The following is a 22,925-nucleotide window of genomic DNA, read 5'->3' on the forward strand; positions in this document are numbered from 1 at the left end:
TGCTCGATTAAGCGATGTCAAGAGAGGACACAACGTTGGAAATACCGTCCCGCCGCATGACGTCGGCCGAGGAGTGCTGGAGCGGAGTCAGCCGCCGGTGGAGGAACGGACGATCAGCTCGAGCGGTGCGCTCTCACGCCGCGCGGGACCATCCTCGCCCTCCAGCCGTGCGATCAGCATCGCGACGGCCCGCTGCGCCATCTCCGGCACGCCCGGGTCCACCGAGGTCAGAGGCGGCGTGGTGTAGGCGGCCTCCTCGGTGTTGTCGAAGCCGGTGAAGGCGACGTCCTGCGGGATCCGCAGGCCCGCGAGCGAGGCGGCGCGCATCGCACCGACGGCCGCCGCGTCGTTGATGCACATGACCGCATCGAACGGAGCGCCCGAGCGCAGCAGGCCGACCATCGCCTCCAGCCCGGTCTCGCGACGGTCCCAGTCCGTGCCCTGGATGGCCAGCGCGGGGTCCACCTCGAGTCCCCGCTCGGTATGGGCCTCGAGATATCCGCGATAGCGGGGCCCCTCATGGGAGGGCAGCCAGGGGTCGGCCACATAGGCGATCCGCCGTCGGCCCAGGTCCAGCAGATGCCTGGTCGCCGTGAGGAAGCCCTCCCGTTCTCCCATGACCACGGCATCGATCCCCGGGGTGGGCAGGCCTCCCACCTGCACCGTCGGCAGTGCCGGGGAGGCGCCGTCGAGGAGCTCCTCGGAGAGGAAGTGCGGGCACACGATCAGGCCGGCGACGTCCCGCGTGGTGACACCCAGCAGCGCATCCCGCTCCGCCTCCGCATCGCGGGCGAGCCGCAGGGTGGTGCTCAGGCCGCGCTCCTCGAGTGCAAGGATCAGCGCCTCGGCCATCCTGGCGAAGTACGGCTGGACCAGGTTGGGCACCATGATCGCGATGCGCTCGACGGCACCCAGTGCCAGTCCGCGTCCTGCGGCCGAGGGGACATATCCCAGCTCCCCGGCCACGCGATGCACCGTCTCCCGGGTGCTCGAGGAGACCCGGATCGTGCCGTCGTTGCGCTCGGCTGAGCGCAGCACATGCGAGACGGTCGCCGTGGAGACCCCTGCGGCCGCGGCGACATCCGCGAGGGTCACGCGCATCATCTCCGCCACCGATGCTCAGCAGTGCTCGCACCGAGGGTAGACTCCGCACGGATCAGGGTGGTCGGCACCACGATGCGCTGCGGGGAGCTGCGGTCCCCGCTGGTGCGCCGGGAGATCAGCTCGACGGCGAGCCGGGCGATCTCCGGCAGATCGAGGTCGACCGTGGTAAGTGAGGGGGTGGAGAAGTGCCCATCGTCGATATTGCCGTAGCCGGTCAGCGCGACCTGGGCCGGGATGTCGAGGCCGCGCTCCCGCAGCAGCGAGAGCGCCCCGATCGCGAGCTCGTCATCGGCGCAGATCAGCGCTCGCACCCAGGGGTGCCGCTCGAGGGCGCGCGCGGCCAGCTCCCGGCCGGCCGCGCGATCGGCGAGGTGGGTGGAGCGGGAACCGGGGCGGATCTCGGGCCGGAGCACGGGCGCGCCGGGGAAGGCGCGGATGAGCTCGTCGAGGAAGGCATCGGGCAGCTCCGCCTCGCGACCGAGCAGCACCACGTCGTGATGGTGGACCCGCTGCAGGTGCCGGGTGAGGGAGCGCGCCGCGCCCGCGTCATCGCTGTCGATCGCATCCAGTGCGGCGGGATGCTCCGCCTCTGCGGTCGAGGCCGTGCACAGGCCGATGATGGGCCGGTCCGGGTCGAAGGGCGGAGCCTCGCAGCCAAGGGGAAGAGGGCCGATGTGGAGCACTGCGTCGAAGAGGGCGCCCCGGGAGGCGAAGGTCTGCGCGATCCGCTCGGGCCGCCCACGGGAGGGCTCGATCGAGAGGCGCAGCCCCTGCCGCTCGGCCTCGACGACCAGTGCCTGGGCCAGACCCGCCGTGGTCGGGGCCTTGAGATCCACCAGGGACAGACCGATCAGTCCGGTGCGTCCGGTGCGCAGGGAGCGCGCATGGGCGTTGGGTGTCCAGTCGAGCTCGTCGATGGCCCGACGCACCCGTTCGCGCACCGCATCGCTGATGCTCGGATGGTCATTCACGACGCGGGAGACGGTCTTCGTCGACACGCCTGCTCGCGCCGCGACCTCCTTCATCGTGGGCGCCATGGTCCTCCTCGATCGCCGTGCACATGGCGCACGAGCTCACGGCGAGGATACCGCGCGACCTCGGGCGTGACTGCTTCCACACCACCAGGACCCTTAGGTCAGCTTAGGTGGCGCATAAGATGGCAGGATGTCCGAGCAGCAGCAGTCCTACGACGCCCACCAGATCCTCGATGCGGTCCTCACCGGAGCCGCCGAGGCGAGCGGGGCGCTGGAGTCGCTGCGCCCGGAGGTCCTCTCCCAGACCCGCGGCGCCTATGACGCGCTCTACCGCGAACCCCAGGTGCTCTCTGCTCCCGTGCTGCACGCGCTCGCCGCGGTCGCCGCGGACTGGCAGGGCAGCGGTGTGCTCGCCGACTGGCACCGGGCCCAGGGCGCCTCCCCGGAGCTGACTGCCGCCGACCCGCTCACCAGCGATCCCGCGCTCGCCGCGCTGCGTGACCAGGTGGACCTGCTCTCGATCTCGCCAGCGCTCGCCACCCTCGCCGACCAGCAGCAGCTTGCGGCCGTCGGCCACGACTCCCGCACCGTGGTGCTGATCAGCCAGCTGGTGTCCTTCGAGAGCTACCTCCAGCGGCTGGTCGCCGGCCTCGCCGCGCTGCAGGGGATCGACGTCCCGTCGGCCGATGCCCCGGCCCGCACCCCGCGATCCCGCGGCCGGGCCGCCGCGCAGGGCGGCACCACCCCCACCGGGCGCACCCGCCCCGCCGCCTTCACCCGCGACCAGCTCCTGTGGGAGCCGTGGATCGAGGTCCCCGCCGAGGACGAGCTGACGGATCAGCAGCGAGACTCCTTCGCGTCCAAGGCCAGCGTGAACAGCGTCTACTTCCGGATGCTCTCCCTGACCCCCGGCATCACGCGAGCCCGCAGCGAGCTCGACAATGCGATCTTCCTGCCTCGAGACGGCCTGCCCAAGGCCGAGCGCGAACTCGCCGCAGCCGTCACCAGCAAGGTCAACGACTGCATCTACTGCGCCTCCGTGCATGCGCGCAAGGCCGCCGGCTTCTCCAAGCGGGAAGCCGACGTCGACTCCCTGCTCGCCGCCGCGCTCGCGCGCGACGCCGACTGGATCGCCGCGCAGCTCGCCCCGCTGGCCGACGGTCACGATGACCGCTGGAGCGCGATCATCGACGCCGCCGCCGAGCTGTCCCGCCCCCGCCCTGCTCTCGGCACCGCCCAGATCGGCGCCCTGCGCGAACTCGGCCTCGACGATCACGAGATCACCGACCTGCTCACCGCCGCCGGCTTCTTCGCCTGGGCGAACCGCCTCATGCTCAGCCTCGGCGACCCCTCACTTCCCGACTCCGTCTGAAACACCCCGAAGAAGGACCTATGACCACCGCCTCCTCCCTGCGTCGCCGCACCCTGCTCGGCACCGCTCTCGCCACCCTCCCCATCCTCGGTCTCGCCGCCTGCGGTGAGGTCACCGTCGAGGGACAGGCCGACACCACCGAGCAGCTCACCGTCGTCGACGACCAGGACCGCGAGGTGGTCCTGCCCGGCCCCGCGCAGACCGCCGTCGTCGTCAACAGCTACTCCAACGAGTTCGTGCGCGCCATCGGCGCCGGCGATCGAGTCGTCGGCGTGGACCGCGCCTCCCTGGACCGTCTGCCCTATCTCGAGCTCGCCGAGGACCAGGTGATCGCCGAAGGTCTGGACCAGCTCAACTACGAGGCCATCGCCGAGCTCCGCCCCGACGTCGTGATCCTCCCGCGCAACGCCGTCTGGCAGGAGGCGCTCGAGCAGCTCTCCGCCTTCGACATCCCCGTCGTGATCGCCACCGCCTGGGACACCGAGGTGGTCGATACGACCCTCACGCTGCTCGGTCAGGTCTTCGGACTCGCCGACGGCGCCCAGGCGGTCCTCGACTTCCGCGCCGAGATCGCGGGCATCTTCGAGGAGAACCTGGCCGACGTGGAGCCGGTCACGGTGTACTTCGAGACGGTCGAGCCGTATCTGACCACCCTGCCCGGTTCCGGCTTCCATGCCATGATCGAGGCGGCCGGCGGCTCCAACATCTTCGATGACGCCGCCGGGGGCGATGCCCAGGAGGAGCTGACCGTCGACCCCTCCGAGGTGGTGCTGCGCGACCCGCAGTTCGTGATGCACGAGTTCGAGCCCTCCGCCGAGCCCGTCGACCGCTTCGAGGCCCTGCGCGAGGATCTCGCCGGCCGCCCCGGCTGGGCCGGGCTGGGCGCGGTGGCCGAGGGCCGGGTCGCGATCGCCAACGGCTGGGCCACCAGCGCGCTGGGCAAGTCGATCGGGGCCCTCTACCTCGGCAGCTGGCTGCACCCCGAGGCGATGGACGGCGTCGCGCCCGAGGAGTACCTCCTGCGTTGGGTCACCGAGTTCCAGAACACCGAGCTGAGCGACCCGGCCGACTACGTCCAGGGGCCCCAGGCATGACCGCGACGCTTCAGACGCGGCCCGCCCCGGCCCCGGCCCCGGCGCCGGCTGGCCCGGCCCGCAGCCGCGAGCTGCGCAAAGCCCTCGTCCTCGCGATCGGCGTCGTGGTCTCCGCCCTCGCCCTGATCACCTCGGTCACCATCGGCACCGCCGGGGTGGGCTTCGGCGACGTGCTGCGCTCCCTCCAGGTGAGCATCGTCGGCGGCACCATCAGCGCCGACTTCGCCCCCTCCTATGCCGTCATCACCCAGCTGCGGCTGCCGCGGGTGCTGCTCGCCTTCGCCGCCGGTGCCGCGCTGTCGGTCTCCGGCGTGCTCATGCAGGGCCTGCTGCGGAACCCGCTGGTCAGTCCGTTCACCCTGGGCGTCTCCCCGGCCGCGGCCTTCGGTGCGGCGCTCGTGATCACCCTGGCCGGCACCAACCAGCTTCCGGTGTGGGCGACCATCGCCGGCGCCATGATCATGGCGCTGACCGTCTCCGCCGTGGTGCTCGGCATCGCCACCGCCCGCCGGATGGCCGTGGCCACCCTGCTGCTGCTCGGCATCGCAATGACCCAGATCTTCGAGGCGCTCACCTCGGCCCTCCAGTTCACCGCCAACGAGAACACCCTGCAGGCCATCATCCGCTGGACCTTCGGCTCGGTGAACGACGCGACCTGGACCGACGTGCTGATCTTCGGCACGTTCACCGTGATCGCCATCCCGGTGACGCTGTTCTTCTCCCGGGACCTCAACGCGATCGCCTTCGCCGGGGACGATGCCGCCCGCAGCTTCGGCGTCAACGTCGGCCCGGTGCGGATCGGACTGATCGCCCTGTCGGTCGTCCTCGCCGCGGTCGTGGTCTCCTTCTGCGGGATCATCGGCTTCGTGGGCCTCGTCGGCCCGCACATCGCGCGGCTCGCGATCGGCGCCGACCACCGCCACCTGCTCCCCTTCGCGGCGCTGTCCGGCGGGATGCTGCTGCTGGTCGCCGACGCCGTGGGCCGCACCGTGATCGCCCCGGCGGTGGTGCCCGTCGGCATCGTGGCCGCCTTCATCGGCGGCCCCGTGTTCATCTATCTCATCCTCACGCGAAGGAACACCCTGAAGTGAGCCTCTCCGTCTCCGACCTCTCCTTCTCCTACGGCACCCGCCGGATTCTCGAGGACGTCTCCTTCGAGGTCGCCGCCGGGGCGTTCTGCGCACTGCTGGGCCCGAACGGCTCCGGCAAGTCCACCATGGTCAAAGCTCTCGCCGGGGTCCACCGTGCCAAGCACGGCCGCATCGCCGTGGAGGGCCGTGACATCGCGAGCCTCGGTCGCCGCGAGCTGGCCCGGCTCGTCGCCTATGTGCCGCAGGCGGGCGACGCCCCCTTCGACCTCACCGTGCGCGAGGCCGTGATGCTGGGTCGCACCCCGCACTTCGGCATCGGCCCCGGCGCGGCGGACCGCGCGAAGGTCGAGGACGCGATCGTGCGGATGGGCCTGAGCGACATCGCCGAGCAGTCGATGTCCGAGCTCTCCGGGGGGCAGGCGCAGCGCGCCATGATCGCCCGCGCCCTCGCCCAGGATCCCCGCGTCCTGCTGCTGGACGAGCCGACCTCCGCCCTGGACCTGCGCTACCAGATCGAGACCCTCCAGCTGGTGCGGCAGATCACCCGCGAGGAAGGGATCAGCGCCCTGATCGCGATCCATGACCTCAACCACGCCGCCCGCTACTGCGATCAGGTGATCGTGCTGCACGGCGGCCACCTCGTCGCCGACGGCACGCCGGCGCAGGCCCTGCAGGGTCCGATCCTGCGCTCCGTCTACGAGGTCGACGTCGAGGTGTCCGAGCGCGAGGACTCCGTCGAGGTGCGCCCACGGGTCGATGCGGCCGGCTTCACCCGCACCGGCAGTCGGCTCGACGAGCCCGACCGGATCCCCGCCGCCGTCCGATGAGAACCCCTGTGCCGGACCACTTCGATGCGGTGATCGTCGGCGGTGGGCCGCGGGGCGTGGCGACCGTGCTGCGCACCGCGGCCCGCGTCATCACCGCGGGCACCGGACCCGTGCGCCTGGCGGTCGTCGACGCGCTGGCCGTCGGCCCCGGCGCCACCTGGCTGATCGACCAGCCCGCGCAGTACCTGAACAACACCCAGGCCGACGCCACGACCGTGCATCCCGACGACTCCACCCGGATGAGCGGCCCGGCCGCTCCCGGGCCCGATCTGGTGGACTGGGCTCGCCGCGTCCGCGCCGACGGCGGCCACCCGGTGGGGGAGTGGGTGCTCGAGGAGGTCTCGGAGCTCACCGGGGCGAGCTTCCCCAGTCGGCGCCTGCAGGGCGTGTACTTCCGCGACCAGCTCGATGCCGCGATCGCCACCGGCGCCGTCGAGGTCACCGAGATGGTGGGCCTCGCGGTCGATCTCGATCGGGTGGGGGAGGAGACCGTCGTGATCCTCCAGGACGGGCAGCGGCTGGCCGCACCCACCGTGGTGCTCGCTCAGGGGATGGTCCAATCGCAGCGCAGCCACGACGTCACCGCCCTGGCCGACTTCGCCGATCGCTTCGCGCTGCGCTATGTCGAGCCCGGCATGCCCGCAGAGCGCTCGTACACCGGCCTGCCCGCCGGCGAGAGAGTGCTGGTGCGGGGTCTGGGGGCGAACTTCTTCGACGTGATCGGACAGCTCGTCGCCGAATGGGGTGGAGAGCTCGAGCCCGTCGAGGGAGACGACCGCGGACGTCTGCGCTATCGCCCCAGCGGTCTCGAACCGCAGCTGGTGGTCGGGTCGCGGCGCGGCGTCCCCTACCGTTCCAAGCCCGACGGCGGCCGCTCCGTGCGTCCCTTCGCGCCGCGCTGGGCGAGCGCGGAATGGTTCGATGCACTGACCGAGCGCTCCGATGTCGACTTCCGGAGCGAGGTCTGGCCGGTGCTCGCCCGCGAGTTCGCCCGCGTCTACCTCGAGGCCCTCATCGAGTTCGCACCCGGCGCGGTCGCCGGAGATTGGCTCGCCCACCTGGACATCGCCGACACGCAGGAGGAGGTCGACGCTGTGCTCTCAGGGGCCGTCTCCGATCCGCGGTGGACCTGGACCCTCGACGAACTGCACCGCCCCACCCATGGCGAACCGGTCGGGGAGAGGAGCTGGGCGCAGCTGGTGCGGCGGCTGATCACCGACGAGCTGGGCTCCATGTCCGATCCCTGGCAGCACCCGCGTGCCGCGGTCAACGGGGCCATGGGGGCCCTGCGTGGACGCGTCGGCCGGCTCACCAGGCACGGCGCCTTCACCGGCGAGTCCCTCGCCCGGGATGTGCTCGGTTGGTTCGACGGAGACTCCCTCGCCCTGGCATCCGGACCGCCCGCCGAGCGGGTGCGCCTCGTGCTCGCCCTGATCGAGGCTGGGGTGGTGGAGCTGATCGGGCCCGAGATGGTGATCGAGGCCGACGAGAGCGCAGGACTCTTCCGGGCCGCCTCCCCGATCACCGGTCGCGTGGTCACCTCCTCCGTGCTGCTGGAGACCCGGATGTCCAAGGGGAAGATCCCCCAGACCAGCGATCCGCTGCTGCGCTCGCTGCTCGACTCGGGCCGTGCCCGCGTGCATGCCGTGGACGGTGTGCATACCCACAGCATGGAGGCCACCCGGGCCGAGATCTCCGAGGAGGCGCTCGGTGGGCACAACCTCGTCGCGGCCGATGGCTCGGTGGATGAGTCCGTGGTCGTGCTCGGGATCCCCGCGGCCTCCACCCAGCCCGGCTCCGCGATCGGCGCCACCCCCGGAGTGGCGTCACCGCTGCTGGCGGGCGCGGATGTCGCGGCGAAGCAGATCCTGGTGCGGGTGCACGCACAGGCACGGTGGGGGAGCATCGCGTAGCCATGGGCTCGCGCTGACCGAGATCGGTCACCTGGCGTGCCCCTGACGCTTGGTCCCCCCGGCCTCCGGCGCCGCGCGGCGAACTGTGCCCGTGCGCCCATCGGCGTGTGGGGCACATCGGATGCCTCCGGTACGTCGGCCATGTCGGCCATGTCGGCCACGTCTGCCACGTCTGCCACGTCTGCCACGTCTGCCACGCTGGCCATGTTCGATGTCGGCGCACCATTCCTCCCCAGTACAAGTTATCCACATATTCATGGCGCGTATTGACAAGCCAGCATTTCTCCCGCGGCCCGCCGAAATTCACTATCGTCAATGCCGGACCCGTTTGCGGTGAGCAGCTCCCGCGGGGCCTGCCGCCGCAGGTGCGGACCCTTTTCGCTGGTCCTTCTGACGGGTGCCACCGGTTCTACCCGGTATTTCGCTGCTTCGTAGTGCGGTGCTTGGCAACCGTTCCTCCACACTCGTGGGTTATCCACAGATTCATCCCCATTTCGTGCTGACCCTTCAGTAGACAGAGCGTGGGAATTAGTATTGAGGGATATCGCAGAAGCGGTTCTTGGAGATGCTGGCGGGTGAGGGGAGGGGTGTCGGTGGGTGAGTTCGAGGAGGACCAATTCGCGTCCGATGACGCGGACGCAGCGGGCGAACCGCTGGCAGGCATCCCTGCGCGTGAGGACAGCCGCGCCGCCGAGGCCCCGGCCGACCGCGATGCCGCCGCTGCCGGCTCGGAGGACCCGGCCGATCCCGGTGCTGCGACGGAACCCGGTTCGCCTGCCATGCCGGGGACTGCGCCGGAGGGGTTGCCTGCGTGGTCGGTGCGGGCGCGGCGGGTGCTGGATGAGGAGTGCATCATCGAGGAAGCGACCCCCGGGAGTCTTGACGCGGGCCGAGTGCTGGATCTGCATCGCACGATGCGGTTCCGGGCGAGTCTGCGGGCGCATCAGCTCCGTCAGCTCTCCACCTTCTTTCGGGAGGATCCCGAAGTACAGGGCCTGCTGGATGACGCCGACATCACCGCGTTGAAGGTCGCCGCGGGGCTGCGCTGCACCTACCCCCAGGCCCATGCGCAGGTCCGTGACGCGCACCTGGCGGTCCAGTGGATGCCGGTGACGTTCACGTACCTGCGCCGCGGGGAACTGCCCGAGCAGTGGCATCACTACCTCATCCGCCACACCCGCCGCCTCACCGAGGACCAGGCGAGGGACGTGGATGCGCACATGGCCGGCATCGAGATCCCGTCGGTCTCGCAGGACACGTTCGAGAAGCATGTCCGGCTCGCGGTGGCTCTCGCGACCGCCGGGAGCCTCCCTGCCCCGCCGTCCCAGTCACGGAATGTGGAGATCGTGGGGGTCGATACCGACACGGGGACCGCGTCACTGATGGTGACGGGACCGATCCCGGAGATCCAGGCCCTCGCCCACCGCCTCGACGTCGCGGCACGTACGGTCCAAAGAGCTCAGCGCCATGCGCTCGAGGCCGGGGTCGAGGGGCCGCTGCCGTTCGATATCGATCGTGACCTCGCCGAGCGGGGCACCGCTCTGTCGTTGCGGACCCTCAGATATGCGATCTTGACCCACTCGGTCCTGGATATCGACCCGGTCCAGGAGACATCCCGGCCTTACAAGATCCTGGTCACCGTCCCGGCGCTGACCCTGATGGGTCACAGTGACGCACCCGCGATGCTGGACGGGATGACGCCCCTGCCCGCACAGCTCGCCCGAGAACTCGCTGCGGGAGAGAGCACGTGGCAGCGGATCCTGACCGATCCGATCACCGGCGCCTACCTGCCCGTCACTGCGGAGACCTACACCCCGACCGCGCAGATGCGGCTGCAGCTGCGGCTGCGCCACCCCGTCTGTGCGGTGCCGGGCTGTGTCCGGGCGACGGTCCTCGCGGCCGAAGATGACCACATCATCGAATACGACCACGACCACCCAGGCCAGGGTGGGCAGACCAGTCTGTGGAACCTCCACCGCCTCTGCTGGCTCCACCACAAGCAGAAGACCGCCGGACTGATCGACCCCGCCCGGGACCCCGCCGATGACCCCGCCCACGGGGACGGGACCACGACAGCCGGGCCGTTGGAGACGGTGTGGGATATCGGACGGGACATCCGGCTACGGGCCAGGGAGGACACCGACCTGGTCACCCCACGCCTGGCCCGGACCCTCGAACGGGACTGGCGGACCTACCAACGCGCCCACGAGGACGCTGTCCGGCTCCACGCCGAAGAGAAGACCAGGCCCCGGCAGGAACGCGCCGCGGAAGACCGCCGTGCCGCATGGGCCAGACACCGCGGACGCCGCATCATCCCACCCGGCCCCACCCACCACGAGACCGAACCACCCTTCTAGCCCGAGCCCAGGCCCGGGGGTGGTGGCCGCACCGTGCTCAGATGTCCCGGAAGGTCTCGATCCGTGCACCCAGCCTGTTCAGCCGCGCCGCGAGATCCTCGTAGCCTCGGTTGATGACGTAGACGTTCCGGAGCACCGAGGTGCCCTTCGCGGCGAGCATCGCCAGCAGGATCACCACGGCCGGGCGCAGCGCGGGCGGGCACACCAGCTCCGCACCGCTCCAACGAGTCGGGCCCTCGATGAGCACGCGGTGTGGATCCATCAGCTTCACGTTCGCGCCGAGCTTGGTGAGCTCGGTGAGGTAGATGGCGCGGTTCTCGTACACCCAGTCGTGAAGCAGGGTCTGGCCCTCGGCCGTCGCGGCGATCACCGCGAAGAACGGGAGGTTGTCGATGTTCAGACCGGGGAAGGGCATGGGATGGATCTTGTCGATCGGCGCCTTCAGATCCGAAGGATGAGTGGTGATGTCCACCAGACGGGTCTTGCCGTTCTCCGCCAGGTACTCGTCGGAGCGGTCGTACTGCAGGCCCATCTCCTCGAGCAGCGCGAGCTCGATCTCCATGAACTCGATCGGGACCCGGCGCACCGTGATGCTGGATCGCGTGACGATCGCCGCGGAGATGAGGCTCATCGCCTCGATCGGGTCCTCGCTCGGCGCGTAGTCCACGTCGGTCGAAATCGCGGACTTCCCCTGCACGCGCAGAGTGGTGGTGCCGATGCCCTCGATCGTGACGCCGAGCTTCTCGAGGAAGAAGCAGAGGTCCTGGACCATGTAGTTCGGGCTCGCATTGCGGATGACGGTCTCGCCGTCGTACAGCGCCGCGGCCAGGAGTGCGTTCTCGGTGACGGTGTCGCCGCGCTCGGTGAGCACGATCGGCCGACGGGGACCGGTGCCGGTGGCGGTGCTCGCCTGGTAGTGATGATCGGTGGCCACCACCTCGAGGCCGAAGTGACGCAGCGCCGTCATATGCGGCTCGACCGTGCGCGTGCCCAGATCGCAGCCTCCGGCGTAGGGGAGCTGGAACTTCCCGGCGCGATGCAGCAGCGGGCCCAGGAACATGATGATCGAGCGGGTGCGGCGGGCGGCGTCGGCATCGATCGAGGAGAGGTCCAGAGTCGCTGGGACGCGCAGCTCGAGGTCGTTGTCCGTGTTGAGCCAGGTGGCCTTCACGCCGATCGAGGTGAGCACCTCGAGCAACCGGTTGACCTCCTCGATGCGCGCGACCTTGCGCAGCACCGTGGTCCCCGTGTTCAGCAGTGACGCGCACAGCAGTGCCACGCCCGCGTTCTTCGACGACTTCACGTCGATCGCACCGGAGAGGGTGGTCTCGCCCTGCACGCGCAGGTGGCTGGCCCCGGAGGTGCCGAGGCCGACGAGTTCCGAGTCGAGCGCCGAACCGATCTTCGAGATGGTCTCCAGCGTGAGGTTCTGCTGGCCCTTCTCGATGCGGTTCACGGCGCTCTGGCTCGTGCCGAGCTCGGCGGCGAGCTGGGCCTGGGTGAGGCCGGAGTGCTGACGGGCGTCACGGATCAGGGTGCCGATCCGTGCCAGGTAGTCCTCATTCTCAGTCATCCAGCGACCGTAACTCACAGATGAGATATCTGCTGTTGAGAGCGAGTGCGGCGATGCTCACGTTGTCGCATCACGCCTGGTGATGGTCACCTGCTGAGCAGCAGGGGGAACCGGCGCACACCCCCGAGCAGCCTCTGGGCGAGAGCCGGGTCATAGGCGCGCACGAGCAGCGGCATACCGGCTTCGATCGGGGTGCGGTCCGCTTTGCGGTTGTTGCACTCCTTACAGGCACAGACCAGATTGGTCCAGGACGACGGGCCTCCGCGGGAGACCGGGAGGATGTGGTCGACCGTGGCCAGCAGGCCTTCGCAGGACGGGGTCTTGGACACGCGCCGACTGCAGTATGCGCAGGTCCAGCGATCTCGCTCATGGACCGCCCGGTAGGAGAAGCCGATCGAGCGCTGCCCGGCGCCCTCGACCCAGGCCCCGCTCAGCTCGCGGGTCAGTTCGAGGGCGGTGGGAATGATCCTGTCCTGGACGATCGCGAGCTCGACCGGGTTCGCGACCTCACGCCGGATCATCCCGAAGCAGTGGCGCACGCTCGTGGTGTGCAGCAGCTCGCCGATCCCGGTCTCGGGGTCGTAGCCGAGGTTGTAGACCTTGACCTGGGGCATCGCACACCTCCTTCCGTCGGGCGCCGCAGGGTGCTGCGGCCCGGACGCGCGGGAGGAGCTCGTGGGCCGAGCATCTGCAGTATCGCCGCCTCAGCATCCGGTTTCCAGGAAATTCTTCCGCTCCCATGTGCCGCCGAGGTGACCGGGGCCTGCACAGTGGAGGAACTCCCGGTGCGCGGAGCCCCTGTGTCGGCAGGTCGACGACGGCGATAGCTCAGGCGTCGCAGCAGCACCTCGGCCGGGCCGCGCATTCCGTGACGCTCGAGCACCACAGCGCCTGCGAGAGTCACCAGCCAGGTCGCGACGGCGATCACCATGATGGACCAGCTGGACAGATGTGCCCCGAGCCCGAGGCCCCACGCAGCCGGCAGCGAGCCGAACACCACCGACTGCGCCAGATAGCCGCTGAGCGAACGGCGGCCCAGCAGTCCGAACAGGGCCGCATAGCCGACCCCGGCGGCGATGCCGGTCGATGGCGCTCCTCCGCTCCCCGAGAACCTGCTGGCACGCGGACGCTCGGGGCGTCATGCTGGAGGGATGACGGACGAGCAGCAGGCACAGCAGCGCGAGCGGGAGCTGGTGCTGTCGGAGTACGGGACCTGGCGGATCACCGCTGACGACGATGCTCCGGCCATCGACGAGGTCCGCACGCTCGAGACCCTGCTGCGGCTCAAGGCGGATCAGATGGACAGCTCCGATCCCGGGTACTGGACCGAGGAGCTCGTCGCCGCGCTGCTCACCGAGGTGGTCCCCCGCACCGTGATCCAGCCGCGGGAGCAGGTGATGGACATGGTGCCCACGCTCAAGAGGTTCTTCACCTATCTGCGGGAGACGGGGCGCTGGCACATCGATTCGTCGAACGTCGGGGCGATGCCCGCGGTGCTCACCGAGCTCGAGTTCGCGGCTCTCGAGGCCGCTGATGACCCCACCCGCCGCTCCTTCTCCACCAACATCCTCGGCTATGGGATGAACCTCGGCATCGATCTCGAGGACGAGCAGGAGCTCGCGGCCTATATGCACTGGTACAACTCGCTGGCCGACGAGGAGCGCGTCGCTCTGAGCGAGACCGGTCGGCTCGATGCTCCGGCACGGCCCTACGACCGCCTCGCCGCGCTGAGAGCCGTGGAGGACGAGCAGTCGGAGGAGCCGACGACGGAGCCCGGCTCTCCGTGGTTCCTGCCCGAGCCGTCCGCCTCTCGCGAGGCGCTGATGTCCCTCGAGCTCGAGCAGGATGCCGAGGTCTATGCGGCCAACAGCTTCGTGCGCTGCGCCGTCGCCCTGCTGGAGTTCATCGGCCCGGGGCGGCCGCTCACCGCCACCGGTGCACTCGGACGGGTGGACACCGCGACGCTGCTGGCGCGGTCCGAGTTCGCGCACAGCGTTCGCAGCGTCCGCAGCATGTGGGACCACCCTCAGATCGTCGGCCCCTGGGTCACCCTGCGTGATGGCGGCTGGCTCGAGGCCAGTGGCGGCCGGGTGCACCGCGAGCGCGGGCCGGTCCCCTTCGTCACCGCACCGGAGGATCCGACGGGGTTCGTCGAGTTCGGCCACGCGGTGCTCACCGCGCTGCTGCTGGGGAGGGATGCCCGCGATGTCGAGGACGGCGGCTTCCGCGGGATGCCGGACACGCTGGCCGCACTGATGGTCGCCTGCCGCGAGGGCGGGCTGCGGATGAAGGACCTCCGCAGCGCGGACCCGGCGATGCGCGAGGATCACGAGGAGATCGCACGATGGTTCCGGGTGAGGCATGACCTCGAGGCGCTGGCGGCGCTCGGTGCGCTCGACCAGGAGCAGGACCTGTTCACGGGCTCGGAGGCGCTGCTCGTGGCGGCGGTGGCACTGCTGCGCGACGACAAGTAGCTCCTTGGTCGAACTCTCGCTCGCGATCAGCGGAGAGGCGGGAGCGATGCTGAACAGCGTCGGCGCGCTCGCGGTGCTCTGCTTCGTCCTCTTCCTGGCCCTCGGTCTGCTCAAGGGCTGGAACGATCCCAGCGCCCGGCTGCTGCTGAGGGCAGCGGGGGCTCTGGGCATCGTCTGTGATGAGATCGGCGTCCTGCTGCCCGTGGTCGGGGTCTAGCGGAGCTCAGCGCACGCCGCGCATCGCGGTGCCCACGGGCTTGGCGATCAGCAGCATGATCAGGCCGATCCCGATCGTGACCGCACCCAGCGCACCGAAGTACGCGACCTCGTTCTCGGCCGAGTAGAAGGTCGCGAGCGACCCGGAGAGCGAGGTGCCCAGCGCGACCGAGAGGTTGTACAGGGCCATCATCATCACCGGGTAGGCGCGCGGCGCGAGCTTGGTGGCGAGCGAGAGGCCGACCGGGGAGAGCCACAGCTCGCCGACGGTGGCGACCAGCATGATCATCGCGATCCACATCACCGGCACCTTCACGACCGAGGCCATCGGCAGGAACAGCAGGAAGGCGGTGCCCATCAGGATGATGCCCACGCCGAACTTCCGCGGGGTGGAGGGCTGGCGCGGGCCGAGCTTCGTCCAGAGGGCCGCCAGCACCGGGGCCAGCGCGATGATGAAGAACGGGTTGAAGGACTGCACCCACGAGATCGGCATCTCCCAGCCGAAGATCTCGCGATCCAGGCGGGTGTCCGAGTACAGGGTGATCACGGTGAACTGCTGCTGGAACAGTGCGAAGAATGCGGCGGTGCCGATGAACAGGGGGATGAAGGCGAGCACCCGGGAGTGCTCGTCGGCGTCGAGCTTCTTCGAGGTGAGCAGCAGGGCGAAGATGACGAGTGCGCCGACCACGGCGAGGCCCGCGACGACCGTGGCGAGGTTCCCGGCGTTCAGCGCCCCCGTGAGGACCAGCACCAGCACGAGCGCCACGGTGGCGACGGCGATCCCGGCCCACAGCGGGTACTGCGAGCGCGGCAGCGGATCGGGGACGGTGTGGACGCTCTCCGGCAGCCCCTTGCGGGTCAGCGCGTATTGGATCAGGCCCACGGCCATGCCCACGGCTGCGAGGGCGAAGCCCAGGTGGAAGCCCCACAGCTGCTGGGCGAAGCCGGTGATCAGCGGGCCCAGCAGACCGCCGATGTTGATGCCCATGTAGTAGATCGAGAAGCCTGCGTCGCGGCGCGGATCATCACGGGAGTAGAGCGAGCCGACGAGGGTCGCGGCGGTGGACTTCAGCCCGCCCGAGCCGACGCCCACCAGCAGCAGGCCCGTGATCAGGCCGGGGACCCCGGGCAGCACCGCCAGGGCGATGTGCCCCAGCATGATCATCACGGCGCTGCCGAAGAGGGTCTTCTCCGGGCCCAGCAGCCGGTCGGAGACCAGTGCGCCGAGGATCGAGAAGAGGTACACCGAGCCGCCATAGGCGCCCACGATGCCGAGTGCGACGGTCTCGTCGATCCCCAGCCCGCCCTGCGTGGCGGAGAAGTACATGTAGATCGCGAGGATGCCCTGCATCCCGTAGAAGCTGAAGCGCTCCCACAGCTCGACGCTGAACAGGTTCGCCAGCGGCCCAGGCTGGCCCAGGAAGCTGCGGCCGGTGGGGTTGTGCGGATCCGCCCGCGCAGGGGTGGGAGCGAGTGCTGGACCGTCTGAAGAATTCACGGTGAGCCATCCTGTGACATGCGGTGACGCAAATCAACACGGACGGCGAGCGGTGTGATACGTCAGTCGCCCGGTGACGGGGAGAGATCCGGCAGCTCCCGGATGCCGAACTCGCGGGCGAGGACCCGGCGTGCGGCGTGCCAGCCGGACATGCCGTGCACCCCCGGTCCCGGAGGCGTCGCCTGGGAGCACAGGTACCAGCCGGTCTCCGCCAGGCGGTAGGGATCCGGGCGCGCGGTGGGGCGGGCGATCATCCTGGCCATGGTGACCCGACCCATGGAGATGTCGCCGCCGACGAGCGCGGGGTTGTGGAGGACCATCTGCGAGGCCGGGATCCCCTGGGAGGCGACGATCAGGTCACGGAAACCGGGTGCGAAGCGCTCGATCTGACGAGTCACCAGCTCCGTGGGGTCGGTGGTGTCCCCGGCAGGCATGTGGGCATAGGCCCAGAGCGGTCGCAGACCGTCGTGGCTCCTGGAGGGGTCTGCGACGGACGGATCGCTGACCAGCGTCACCGGATGCTCGGGCACGCGCCCGGCGGCGACCTGGGCCTCGGCGTGCGCCATCTGTGCGCGGGTGCCGCCGAGGTGCTGGGTCCCCGCCTCGCCCACCTCCGGATCCCGCCAGGGCACCGGGCCGGAGAGCACGAAGTCCACCTTCGCCGCGGCATCGCCGTGGGGGAAGCGGCGCAGCGCCCGTTCGAGCGAGGCCGGCAGCCGGTTGGCGAGGATGTCCGCTGCGGCGCCCGCCGGGGTGTCCAGCAGCACCGCGCGAGCGGGCGGCACATCGCGCCAGCTGCGCACATGATGCCCGGTGAGGATCTGCCCGCCGTGGGCACGCAGGTCCTCCACCAGGACATCGATGATCGACTGCGAGCCGCCGACGGGGATCGGCCAGCCGACCCCATGGCCGATCGCGCTGAGCAGCCCCGCGGTCGCCGACAGCGCGAGCGAGGGCATCGTGCCCATGGCATGCGCGGACACGCCGCCCAGCAGGGCGCGGGCCCGTTCGGTGCGGAAGGGGAGATCCCACGCCGCGGTGCCCTGGAGTCCCATCAGGGCGCCGAAGACGGGCGCTGCCAGAAGGGTTCGGGGGGTCAGCAGCGCCGGGGGGATCGAGCGCTTGTCCCCGAGGGAGAGTTCGACCACCAGGTCCTGATGGCGGGCGAGGGTGCCGACGGTGGCCCGCCAGGCGGGGCCGTCGACGCCGAGGCCGTCCGCGGTCCGCTCGAGGTCGTGCCAGGCGATCGCCGCAGGCTGATCGTCCAGCGGCTGGGCATAGGAGGCGGTCGGTGCGACCGCCCGGACCCCGCGGGCGCGGACGTCGAAGGCCTCGAAGAAGGGGCTCGCCAGGGCGAGGGGATGCGCGGCGGAGCAGATGTCGTGCACGATCCCGGTCGCCAGGCCCAGATCGAGGGTGCGGGCGCCGCCACCGATCGTCGGCTGGGACTCGAGCACCTGCACCGAGAGCCCGGCTCGGGCGAGGGTGACGGCGGCGGCGAGGCCGTTGGGCCCTGAACCCACCACGACCGCGTCGACCTCGGGCAGGGGCTGTGTGCTCATCTGCCCAGCCTAGAGGAGGGGCGTGCTCCCACCCGTTTATTTACGTAAGCGTTGCGTAGCGTAAACTCGGCCAGATGCTGACCACTACCGAATCGCCGGCCCCCGCGCGCCGCCAGAAGACCCAGGCCGTGCTGGAGGTGCTGAGCAAAACCCGCATCTCGCCGCGCCTGCTGCGTCTCACCCTCGGCGGTGAGGGCTATGCCGCGCTGAACCGCAACGAGCACGCCGATGCCTACGTCAAGCTGCTCATCGCGGATCCCGCCTCCGGCCTGCAGCCCCCCTATGACATGGACGCGCTGCGGGAGCAGAGCCCTGAGCTGATGCCGGCGCGGCGCACCTACACCGTGCGTCGCTGGGATGACGAGAACCAGCGCCTCGAGCTCGACGTGGTCCTCCACGGCGACGGGGAGGACAGCGGCGTCGCCGCCCGCTGGGCCGATGAGGCGCAGCCGGGGGAGCTCATCGCCATGTCCGGCGCCGGCGGCGGCTACACCCCGCTGCCCGAGACCCGTCGCCACCTGATCATCGGGGACCACGCCGCCGTGCCCGCGATCGCCGCCGCCCTCGAGGTGATGGATCCCGGCGCGGTCGGCACGGTGCTGATCCAGCTGGACAGCGAGGAGGACCGCCTCACGCTCGAGCACCCCGCCGGGGTGGAGCTGAGCTGGCTGATCGGAGAGCGTGAGCTGCTGGTCGATGCGGTCGCCGCGCTCGAGCTCAGCGACCACGAGGGCCTGCAGGTGTTCTGCCACGTCGAGCGAGGCATCACCAAGCGGCTCCGCAGGGTGCTGGTGAAGGAGTACGGCATCCCGCGCGAGCAGATCTCGATCTCCGCCTACTGGGCCCTGGGGCGGATCGAGGACCAGTTCCAGGCCGAGAAGCGCGAGCCGGTCGGCAGGATCGACGACTGAGGCCGGGTGCCCCCATGGACCTCATCATCGGCGCGGACGAACTGGCCCGCCCTGCCTGGGCGTCCACGCACGACGACCTGCGCCTCTACTACGACACCGAGTGGGGCATGCCGGTGCGCGACGAGCGCGGCGTCTTCGAACGGCTCGCGCTCGAAAGCTTCCAGTCCGGGTTGAGCTGGGCCACGATCCTGCGCCGTCGGGAGGGGTTCCGGCGGGCCTTCGCAGGCTTCGACGTCGACGCCGTCGCGAGCTTCGGGCCCGAGGATGTCGAGCGACTGCTGGAGGATGCGGGAATCATCCGGCACCGCGGGAAGATCGAGGCGACCCTCTCCAATGCCCGCGCGACGATCGCGCTGCGGGACGAGCGGGGACCGGGGACCACGCTCGCGGATCTGGTGTGGTCCTACCGGCCCGCCCGCACTCCGCGTCCCCGCACCAAGGCGGAGGTCCCCACCACGAGCGATGAATCGGTGGCGCTCGCGAAGGAGCTCAAACGCCGCGGGTTCCGATTCGTCGGCCCCACCACCATGTTTGCGCTGATGGAGGCGCTGGGTGTGGTCGACACGCACCTGTTGGGCTCCCATCGTCGGGGCAGCTCAGGGGTCTGGGCAGTGGATGGCACAGCGCTCGACGGGGGCCACATTCCGTCATAGAGCTCGCGCGCCGTCCCCGCGCCGTCCGACGATGATCCGGTGAACACCGGAGACCTCGAGGAGGCGTCATGAGCACGGCAGCGATCCACGCGGGATGGGGCCCCGCCGCCGACGGCCACCGCGCGCTGACTCCGCCCGTCTACACCTCGAGCGCCTACGCCCAGACCTCCCACTCCTCGCTCAAGGCGCTGTTCGAGCGACGCACCGAAGGCTTCGCCTACTCCCGCTCCGGGAACCCCACCACCGCGGTGCTCGAGCAGCGGATCAGTGCTCTGGAGCAGGGGATCGGCGCGATCGCCGTCGCCTCGGGCCAATCCGCGACCACGATCGCGCTGTGTGCGCTGGCCGCCCCCGGCGGGCACGTGGTCGCCTCCTCGCTGCTCTACGGAGGGACCACCGAGCTCCTCGATGACACCCTCGCCGACTTCGGCGTCACCTGCACGGTGGCGGATCCGTGGGACCTCGAGGCGTGGGAGGCCGCCTTCACGGATCGCACCCGGGCGGCGATCGTGGAATCCATCGCGAACCCCGGTGCCCAGCTCGTGGACCTCTCGGCGCTCACCGACATCGCCCACGCGCATGATGTCCCCGTGGTCGTCGACTCGACGCTCGCGAGCCCTGCTCTCTATCGGCCCCGGGAGCACGGTGCTGATCTGGTGGTCCATTCCGCCACCAAGTACCTGTGCGGGCACGGGACCACCATCGCCGGGCTGATCGTGGACACCGGCCGCTTCGATCCACGCCGACGACCCGAGCGCTGGCAGCGGCTCACCGCCCCGAACCGGCGCTTCGGCGTGACCTTCGCCGACGAGTACCGGCGCGGGGGTTCCGGGCTGCTGGCCTATGCACGGGCCAAGTACGTCACCGACTTCGGCACCACCCTGCCCGCTGCGAGCGCCCAGCAGATCCTGGTCGGCATGGAGACCCTCGACCTGCGGATGCGGAAGGTCAGCACGGATGCCGCAGCCCTGGCGGGCCGGTTGCACGGGCTGCCGGGTGTGAGCACGGTCGAGCACTCCAGCATCCCGGGCCGCCCGGATGCGCACCTCGCGCAGCGGGACTTCCCGCGGGGCACCTCCGGGGTGTTCTCTCTCGAGCTCGCCGGGGGAGAGGCGGCGGCCGCGGCCTTCTGCGATGCGCTCTCGCTGTGGACGATCGCGGTCAACATCGGCGATGCGCGCTCGCTGGTCTGTCACCCCGGGACCACCACCCATTCGCATCTGAGCGAGGGTCAGCGCTCGGCGTGCGGCGTCAGGCCGGGGACCGTGCGGCTCAGCGTCGGGCTCGAGGACCTCGAGGATCTGTGGGCGGATCTCGTGCGGGGGCTCGAGGCTGCCCGTGAGGTGAGCACAGCGGTGCCGGCGACGGCGTGACTCCCGTCGCCTCGGGGAAGAACCCGTGAGCGGGTGCGGTTGTGCCCGGTATGGAGAGCTCAGCGCGCACCGTGGATGTGGTGGTGATCGGTGCCGGACAAGCGGGGCTGTCCGCCGCCTATCACCTGCTGCGCCGAGGCGGGCTGGAGGTCGTGATCCTCGATGCGGAGGAGGGCGCCGGCGGGGCCTGGCGCCACCGCTGGGACAGCCTCACGATGGCGACGGTGAACGGGATCCGTGAGCTGCCGGGCATGCCCGTCGTCGAGGCGGCCGGGCACCTGCCCTCGAACCTGGCCGTGCCGGCCTATTTCGAGGACTTCGAGCGGCGCTTCGACGTGCCGATCCAGCGTCCGGTGCGGGTGACGCTGGTGGAGGATGATCAGTCGGCGGCTCCTGATGCCGGCGGGCAGCTCCCGCTGCTGGTGCACTCCGTCGGAGCTGATGGCATGCGGCGGGCCCCGGTGCGGACGCGCGCCGTGTTCAACGCGACCGGCACCTGGACCCGGCCGTTCCGGCCCGCCTATCCCGGGGCGGCGAGCTTCCGCGGCCGCCAGCTGCACACCGCCGACTACCGCAGCGCCGAGGACTTCGCCGGGCAGCGGGTCGGGATCATCGGCGGCGGCATCAGCGCGCTGGGCCATCTGCTCGAGATCCCCGAGGTGGCGGAGACCTTCTGGTACACGCGCCGGGAGCCCGTCCTCGCAGACCGCCCCTTCACCGAGGAGGTGGGACGCGAGGTCATCGCCGGGGTGACCGAGCGGGTGCGGCAGGGGCTGCCCGTGCGCAGCGTCGTCTCCGCGACGGGACTGGCCTGGACCCCGGAGCTGCGGGACGCGCAGCGGCGCGGGATCCTTGCGCGTCGGCCGATGTTCACCGCCCTCACCCCGGAAGGGGTGCAGGAGAGCGACGGCACCCGCACTCCGCTGGATGTGCTGCTGTGGGCCACCGGATTCCGGCACGAGCTGCGTCATCTGCGGCCGCTGTCGCTGCACAACCCTCGCGGCGGCATCACCATGGACGGCACCGCCGTGGCGGACGATCCCCGGATCCACCTGATCGGCTACGGCCCCGGCGCGTCGACCATCGGGGCCAACCGCGCGGGCCGTGCCGCCGTGTCGCGCCTGGTCAAGGATCTCGCCACCATGCGCCAGCCCGCCTAGGGTGGGTGGTATGACCTCTACCGATGCTGCCCTGCCCCCACTGTCCGAGGACGGGGTGCGGCGCGTGCTGTGCATCGTCGCCCACCCCGACGACATGGAGTACGGTGCGTCCGCCGCCGTCGCCGCGTGGACCGCTGCAGGGATCGAGGTCAGCTATCTCCTGCTCACCCGCGGCGAGGCCGGGATGGCGCAGGATCCGGCGGTCGTCGGCCCGCTGCGCGAGCGGGAGCAGCGCCGGGCCTGCGAGATCGTCGGTGTCTCCGACCTGCGCTATCTGGACCACCCGGACGGCATGCTCGAGGGCTCCCTCGGGTTCCGCCGAGACATCGCCCGCGTGGTGCGGCAGGTGCGGCCTGACCTGGTGCTCACCGCGAACTTCGAGGTGGAGGCCTACGGAGGCCTCAATCAGGTCGACCATCGGGTCGCCGGGCTGGCCGCGGCCGACGGCACCCGCGATGCCGCGAACCCCTGGGTGTTCCGGGAGCTGGGTGAGGTCGAGGGGCTCGCGCCGTGGAGCGCCCGCGCGCTGCTGGTGGCTGGGCATCCCGCACCGACCCATGCCAAGGCCGTCGACGCCGCGCAGGTGCAGGCGGCGGTGGACTCACTGCGCGCCCATGAGGCGTATCTCGCACACGTCGAGGACCATCCGCGGCCCGAGGAGTTCATCCCCGCGATCCTCGCCGAGGGGGGAGCGGCCTCCGGGAGCGCACATGCGGTGGTGCTTCGGGTCTTCGATCTCTGATCGTCGACCGCTGATCCTCGACCGCTCGGTC

The 22,925-nt window shown here is 70.5% G+C and carries 20 protein-coding genes; 13 read left to right on the forward strand and 7 right to left on the reverse strand.

Going from position 1 to position 22,925, the window contains the following annotated elements; translation table 11 throughout:
• Window positions 1-87: 87 nt before the first annotated feature.
• Both Q0937_RS12030 and Q0937_RS12035 read right to left on the reverse strand, forming a co-directional pair.
• Entirely contained in the window at window positions 88-1,104 is a 1,017-nt protein-coding gene (locus Q0937_RS12030) for a LacI family DNA-binding transcriptional regulator (RefSeq protein ID WP_299303910.1), read from the reverse strand.
• On the reverse strand, window positions 1,101-2,141 hold the full coding sequence (locus Q0937_RS12035) for a LacI family DNA-binding transcriptional regulator (RefSeq protein ID WP_299303911.1): 1,041 nt from the start codon (window positions 2,139-2,141) through the stop codon (window positions 1,101-1,103). Before Q0937_RS12035 ends, Q0937_RS12030 begins: the two co-directional genes overlap by 4 nt.
• A 127-nt stretch (window positions 2,142-2,268) precedes the next feature.
• Here Q0937_RS12035 and Q0937_RS12040 point away from each other — a divergent pair, with 127 nt between their 5' ends.
• The 6 genes from Q0937_RS12040 to Q0937_RS12065 all read left to right on the forward strand — a co-directional run bounded on the left by Q0937_RS12040 (window position 2,269) and on the right by Q0937_RS12065 (window position 10,732).
• Complete coding sequence (locus Q0937_RS12040; RefSeq protein WP_299303913.1) at window positions 2,269-3,450, forward strand: peroxidase-related enzyme; 1,182 nt, start codon at window positions 2,269-2,271, stop codon at window positions 3,448-3,450.
• Window positions 3,451-3,470: 20 nt separating this feature from the next.
• A complete protein-coding gene (locus Q0937_RS12045; RefSeq protein ID WP_299303915.1) occupies window positions 3,471-4,544 on the forward strand; it encodes an ABC transporter substrate-binding protein in 1,074 nt (357 codons plus the stop codon).
• Window positions 4,541-5,635: an iron ABC transporter permease gene (locus Q0937_RS12050; protein WP_299303917.1), complete on the forward strand. Its 1,095-nt coding sequence runs from the start codon at window positions 4,541-4,543 to the stop codon at window positions 5,633-5,635. Before Q0937_RS12045 ends, Q0937_RS12050 begins: the two co-directional genes overlap by 4 nt.
• The gene (locus tag Q0937_RS12055) at window positions 5,632-6,462 is read left to right on the forward strand and encodes an ABC transporter ATP-binding protein (RefSeq protein ID WP_299303919.1); all 831 of its coding nucleotides are present in this window, start codon (window positions 5,632-5,634) and stop codon (window positions 6,460-6,462) included. The genes Q0937_RS12050 and Q0937_RS12055 overlap by 4 nt, the downstream gene beginning before the upstream one ends.
• Window positions 6,459-8,375 (forward strand): FAD/NAD(P)-binding protein, encoded by a 1,917-nt coding sequence (locus Q0937_RS12060; RefSeq protein WP_299303921.1) that lies wholly within the window; start codon window positions 6,459-6,461, stop codon window positions 8,373-8,375. Before Q0937_RS12055 ends, Q0937_RS12060 begins: the two co-directional genes overlap by 4 nt.
• Window positions 8,376-8,968: 593 nt before the next feature.
• Entirely contained in the window at window positions 8,969-10,732 is a 1,764-nt protein-coding gene (locus Q0937_RS12065) for an HNH endonuclease signature motif containing protein (RefSeq protein ID WP_299303923.1), read from the forward strand.
• A gap of 37 nt (window positions 10,733-10,769) precedes the next feature.
• On the opposite strand, the gene Q0937_RS12070 is transcribed toward Q0937_RS12065, so the two are convergent.
• From Q0937_RS12070 to Q0937_RS12080, 3 genes are all read right to left on the reverse strand, one after another.
• Window positions 10,770-12,305 carry a UDP-N-acetylglucosamine 1-carboxyvinyltransferase gene (locus Q0937_RS12070; RefSeq protein ID WP_299303925.1) on the reverse strand — a complete coding sequence of 512 codons (1,536 nt, stop codon included), beginning with the start codon at window positions 12,303-12,305 and terminating at the stop codon, window positions 10,770-10,772.
• Window positions 12,306-12,391: 86 nt separating this feature from the next.
• Window positions 12,392-12,919 carry an HNH endonuclease gene (locus tag Q0937_RS12075; protein ID WP_299303926.1) on the reverse strand — a complete coding sequence of 176 codons (528 nt, stop codon included), beginning with the start codon at window positions 12,917-12,919 and terminating at the stop codon, window positions 12,392-12,394.
• Window positions 12,823-13,383 (reverse strand): DUF418 domain-containing protein, encoded by a 561-nt coding sequence (locus Q0937_RS12080; RefSeq protein ID WP_363323232.1) that lies wholly within the window; start codon window positions 13,381-13,383, stop codon window positions 12,823-12,825. Before Q0937_RS12080 ends, Q0937_RS12075 begins: the two co-directional genes overlap by 97 nt.
• A gap of 73 nt (window positions 13,384-13,456) precedes the next feature.
• On the opposite strand from Q0937_RS12080, the gene Q0937_RS12085 reads away from it, so the two are divergent.
• Both Q0937_RS12085 and Q0937_RS12090 read left to right on the forward strand, forming a co-directional pair.
• Entirely contained in the window at window positions 13,457-14,779 is a 1,323-nt protein-coding gene (locus Q0937_RS12085; RefSeq protein ID WP_299303928.1) for a hypothetical protein, read from the forward strand.
• 4 nt (window positions 14,780-14,783) lie between these two features.
• On the forward strand, window positions 14,784-14,996 hold the full coding sequence (locus tag Q0937_RS12090) for a hypothetical protein (RefSeq protein WP_299303930.1): 213 nt from the start codon (window positions 14,784-14,786) through the stop codon (window positions 14,994-14,996).
• Window positions 14,997-15,002: 6 nt separating this feature from the next.
• Here Q0937_RS12090 and Q0937_RS12095 read toward each other — a convergent pair whose 3' ends face one another.
• Complete coding sequence (locus tag Q0937_RS12095; protein ID WP_299303932.1) at window positions 15,003-16,493, reverse strand: peptide MFS transporter; 1,491 nt, start codon at window positions 16,491-16,493, stop codon at window positions 15,003-15,005.
• A 62-nt stretch (window positions 16,494-16,555) separates the two neighbouring features.
• Window positions 16,556-18,055 carry an NAD(P)/FAD-dependent oxidoreductase gene (locus tag Q0937_RS12100; protein ID WP_299303934.1) on the reverse strand — a complete coding sequence of 500 codons (1,500 nt, stop codon included), beginning with the start codon at window positions 18,053-18,055 and terminating at the stop codon, window positions 16,556-16,558.
• Between the two features lie 74 nt (window positions 18,056-18,129).
• On the opposite strand from Q0937_RS12100, the gene Q0937_RS12105 reads away from it, so the two are divergent.
• From Q0937_RS12105 to Q0937_RS12125, 5 genes are all read left to right on the forward strand, one after another.
• The gene (locus Q0937_RS12105) at window positions 18,130-18,966 is read left to right on the forward strand and encodes a siderophore-interacting protein (RefSeq protein ID WP_299303936.1); all 837 of its coding nucleotides are present in this window, start codon (window positions 18,130-18,132) and stop codon (window positions 18,964-18,966) included.
• A gap of 14 nt (window positions 18,967-18,980) precedes the next feature.
• Window positions 18,981-19,619: a DNA-3-methyladenine glycosylase I gene (locus Q0937_RS12110; RefSeq protein WP_299303938.1), complete on the forward strand. Its 639-nt coding sequence runs from the start codon at window positions 18,981-18,983 to the stop codon at window positions 19,617-19,619.
• Between the two features lie 68 nt (window positions 19,620-19,687).
• Window positions 19,688-20,992: an O-acetylhomoserine aminocarboxypropyltransferase/cysteine synthase family protein gene (locus tag Q0937_RS12115; RefSeq protein WP_299303940.1), complete on the forward strand. Its 1,305-nt coding sequence runs from the start codon at window positions 19,688-19,690 to the stop codon at window positions 20,990-20,992.
• A gap of 50 nt (window positions 20,993-21,042) precedes the next feature.
• Window positions 21,043-22,152 (forward strand): FAD-dependent oxidoreductase, encoded by a 1,110-nt coding sequence (locus Q0937_RS12120; protein ID WP_299303941.1) that lies wholly within the window; start codon window positions 21,043-21,045, stop codon window positions 22,150-22,152.
• Window positions 22,153-22,162: 10 nt separating this feature from the next.
• A complete protein-coding gene (locus tag Q0937_RS12125) occupies window positions 22,163-22,894 on the forward strand; it encodes a PIG-L deacetylase family protein (RefSeq protein ID WP_299303943.1) in 732 nt (243 codons plus the stop codon).
• The last annotated feature ends 31 nt before the right edge of the window (window positions 22,895-22,925 follow it).

Source organism: uncultured Brachybacterium sp., assembly GCF_947500705.1.
Taxonomy (GTDB): Bacteria; Actinomycetota; Actinomycetes; order Actinomycetales; family Dermabacteraceae; genus Brachybacterium.